The organism is Fusibacter paucivorans (assembly GCF_018390735.1).
Taxonomy (GTDB): domain Bacteria; phylum Bacillota; class Clostridia; order Peptostreptococcales; family Acidaminobacteraceae; genus Fusibacter; species Fusibacter paucivorans.
This window is the reverse complement of sequence record NZ_JAHBCL010000070.1, coordinates 1-3377: the sequence shown is the minus strand read 5'-3', so window position 1 is coordinate 3377 and position 3377 is coordinate 1. Positions and strand designations below refer to the sequence as shown.

The following is a 3377-nucleotide window of genomic DNA, read 5'->3' as shown; positions in this document are numbered from 1 at the left end:
ATTAATGTCGAACAAATTCTTGCAAATAATGATATGGATAAGCCTGAATACATAGAGTTCATTGAAAAAATGGCCCTAGAGATAAATCAATCATAATACTTTTGTTATTTCTCTGAAATTTCAATTAAATTTTGGGTGGAGGTGAGAAAGATGCATTCAGAAATACAATCTCTGATCGAATTAAAGCAAGAAGGTTCATATTGGGATTTTAAAAGAGAGTGGTACTCAAAGGAAAAGAAAGCGGATTTACTTCACGATATCATGTGCTTAGCCAATAATCTTGAAAATAGAGATGCATATATTATTATTGGAATTGATGAGGAAAATAATCATAATCCACTGGGTGTCAATAACGATGAGAATCGTAAAAATACTCAAATGCTTGTTGATTTTTTAAAGGATAAAAAGTTTGTAAGCGGTATACGACCTACAGTTTATGTAGAGTCAATGACTTTATCTAAGAGATGTATTGATGTAATAGTGGTAAAAAATAGTAGCAATACGCCCTTTTATTTAACTGAAAGATATCAGAATGTTCAAGCAAATAATATTTATACGCGTGTAATGGATACAAACACACCTAAAGAAAAATCTGCTGATATTCACCATGTGGAATATTTATGGAAAAAGAGATTTGGTATAATTTTGACACCATTAGAGAAAATTACTAATTTCTTGCATAACCCAGATGAATGGCTACAAGCGCCAACAAACTGGGAAACAGTGAAGAGATACCATAAGTTTTTTCCAGAGTTTACAATAGAGTATACGTTGGATGGTGAGGAAACGGCATATCAATACTATTTGTTTAATCAAACGGATATTGAGCCCCGGTGGAGAGAGATAAGAATATTCTACCATCAGACGTTACTGTCAACTTTTGAGGGAGTTAGTCTGGATGGTGGCAGATATTTTACGCCTACACCAATGACTGATGGAATTTCTTTTAATGCTTATCATAAATGGGATGTAACTTATAAATATTATATTAAGGGTACATTGCCGTATATTATTCACGAATTTTACTATGAACCTGATGGTGATGAAGAAACGACAGCTCATAACAGGTTCGAAGAATGCATTTTGATTTTTGAGTCCGAAATGGAGAAAGAGTCATTTGAAAATTATGTACAAAATATATGGCATAAGAAGGATAAATTCACAGCAGACATTTGGCTTCCGCACTTTCCGGAAATTGAAGGTTATATTATGGAAGAATTCAAGAAACAGTATCATAATGTGCAGGTTCTTAAAAGAATGTTAGCAGAATATAGAAAGATGTAATCAATGTAGAAGGGGGCATATCATCTTAATGGAACGTATAATATCAAACTTGAAAAAGTCAATTAAAACAGTTTCTGTTAATATCAGCGGTCTAAATTATCAGGTTCCCATTGGATACAGTATGAGCTCACATGAGGTATATGAACTCTGCTTAAAAAATAACCAAGATAAAGATGAAGCATTCTATAATATGCTGTTCGAAATGATAAAAACGAATTGGAAAGTCATTAATAGTGAAATCCCTTTTACGCTTGAGCTAAAAGATATGAATACAATGTCTCCAAGTGATGGTGAGCATATTATTGAGGTTATATATCAACAAAGTGGATATCTTTCTCAACTTGAAAATGTATTAAGGAAGAAAGATATTGATTTTATTGAGAAATATGCATTATTACATGAGATGGAAAAAGAAGAGCTACAGAAGCTAAATCGAAAAATTAAAACGATGACAGATGCAACATTTAAGGGCAATCTGTCATCCATTTCTCAGGTTATTAATATCTCTAAGAATTATTCTAAATTTGGAGGGATATACAATCATATTGAGGCGATTACTAAAATGAATGAGCTATTTAGTAATAATCTCTGGGTGATGGAACAAGTACAATTACAGAATGCTCTAAATACAAACAGAGCAATTATTGAAGCATGATCTGCTATAAGTCAAGTAGACAGTATAAATAACAAAAATAATTATTGAGTTCCATCATCTTGGTGGGACTCTTTTTTCTATGCAGCATTTTCAAGGATCGAACGATAGGACATTGGGGGTAGTATATTGAGTTTTCTTTGTCTGCGTTCATAATTATAAAAATGGATATACTTACTTATTGAATCCTGTAAATCATGATATGTACGGAACTGGTTCAGATAGTACATTTCGCACTTGATAATCCCCCAGAAACCTTCCATGGGCCCATTATCGATACATCGACCTACCCGAGACATACTTTGTAACATACCTGCTTCATCGAGTTTATGTCTGAACTGTTTACTGGTATATTGAAACCCTCGGTCGCTATGAAATAGTGGTTTTGCATCAGGATACTTTTCAACAGCCAAATCAAATGTGTCGAAAACAAGCTTATTGTTGTTGCTAGAACCTATGGAAAAGGAGACGATACTCTTGTCCTTGAGGTCAAGGATTGCACTGAGATAAAGTTTCTGGCCATTTCCATATTTCAGTTCCGTAACATCAGTCAGCCACTTTTCATTCAGTTTATCTGCTCTAAAGTCACGATTGAGTATATTTTCAGCTGTAATTTCAGGAGTGGAGCGCTGATACTTTGGTCGCTTTCGTCGGATTACTGACTTCAATCCAACCAGGCTGGTTAGACGGTAAATACGACCTTCACTACAGTCGATTCCAAACTGTTCTTCCAGCTCATCTCTAAGCCTTCTGTAACCATAGATGCCATTATACATAGCATATAGATATGCTAGCTTGTGTGTGATATCCTCATTCTCTATTTCTCTTCCACTCTTGTTTCTTCGAAGCCACTTATAGTATGAAGACCTGTTGAGGCTTAGTATTTTGCATAGTCTTTCTATAGGGTATCTTTTTTCTTCATTCAGTTCTTTTATGGCCTTATAGAGGGATTCTTGACGTACTCCGCTCAGCGTCGCCTCCTTTCCAGTTCTTCGAGCTTTTTTAACAAATCAATCTCCATGGATTTTTGTTCGATTTCAGATTGAAGCAACTTATTTGCAGCGCGTAAGCGTTCGACTTCTGTCATATCTACCAGAGGTTTTTTCTTTCCACGTTTGTCGATTAGGCCATCTACGCCATTCTTCTCATATTTCTTAACCCAGCTGTAAATCTGCTGATAAGATACCTTATACTTTTCCATAGTTTTTGTATAATCTTTGTTTTGAGCTATACAGTAACTCACAATTTCTATTCGTTCATTCAATGTAGTGGACCGCCCTTTGGTCATATAGATTTCACTCCCTTTTCCTCCAGTAGATCGGAGACCAGCTATGAAAAGTCAAGACTAAAATAACCGGAAATTCACTTTAATCAGTAGGTCTAAAAAAGGGCAACTTTAATAAGACTCCCTAAAAGGCAGTTTTCAAAATCTATCGATATT

4 protein-coding genes are annotated in these 3377 nt (G+C 34.8%); 2 read left to right on the top strand and 2 right to left on the bottom strand.

The genetic code is table 11. The features are described from left to right. Positions 1–150 precede the first annotated feature (150 nt). The gene (locus tag KHM83_RS19410) at positions 151–1284 is read left to right on the top strand and encodes an AlbA family DNA-binding domain-containing protein (protein WP_246543214.1); all 1134 of its coding nucleotides are present in this window, start codon (positions 151–153) and stop codon (positions 1282–1284) included. A 28-nt stretch (positions 1285–1312) separates the two neighbouring features. Continuing rightward, the gene (locus KHM83_RS19405; RefSeq protein ID WP_213238693.1) at positions 1313–1939 is read left to right on the top strand and encodes a hypothetical protein; all 627 of its coding nucleotides are present in this window, start codon (positions 1313–1315) and stop codon (positions 1937–1939) included. Between the two features lie 77 nt (positions 1940–2016). On the opposite strand, the gene KHM83_RS19400 is transcribed toward KHM83_RS19405, so the two are convergent. Together KHM83_RS19400 and KHM83_RS19395 are read right to left on the bottom strand one after the other, a co-directional pair. Then, the gene (locus tag KHM83_RS19400) at positions 2017–2907 is read right to left on the bottom strand and encodes an IS3 family transposase (RefSeq protein ID WP_213238695.1); all 891 of its coding nucleotides are present in this window, start codon (positions 2905–2907) and stop codon (positions 2017–2019) included. Next, positions 2904–3200 (bottom strand): helix-turn-helix domain-containing protein, encoded by a 297-nt coding sequence (locus tag KHM83_RS19395; protein WP_213238692.1) that lies wholly within the window; start codon positions 3198–3200, stop codon positions 2904–2906. Before KHM83_RS19395 ends, KHM83_RS19400 begins: the two co-directional genes overlap by 4 nt. Positions 3201–3377 lie beyond the last annotated feature (177 nt).

Bases quoted from the DNA above. Each gene is read 5' to 3' on its own strand.
- KHM83_RS19410 (WP_246543214.1), top strand. From the start codon at position 151: ATGCATTCAGAAATACAATCTCTGATCGAATTAAAGCAAGAAGGTTCA.
- KHM83_RS19405 (WP_213238693.1), top strand. From the start codon at position 1,313: ATGGAACGTATAATATCAAACTTGAAAAAGTCAATTAAAACAGTTTCT.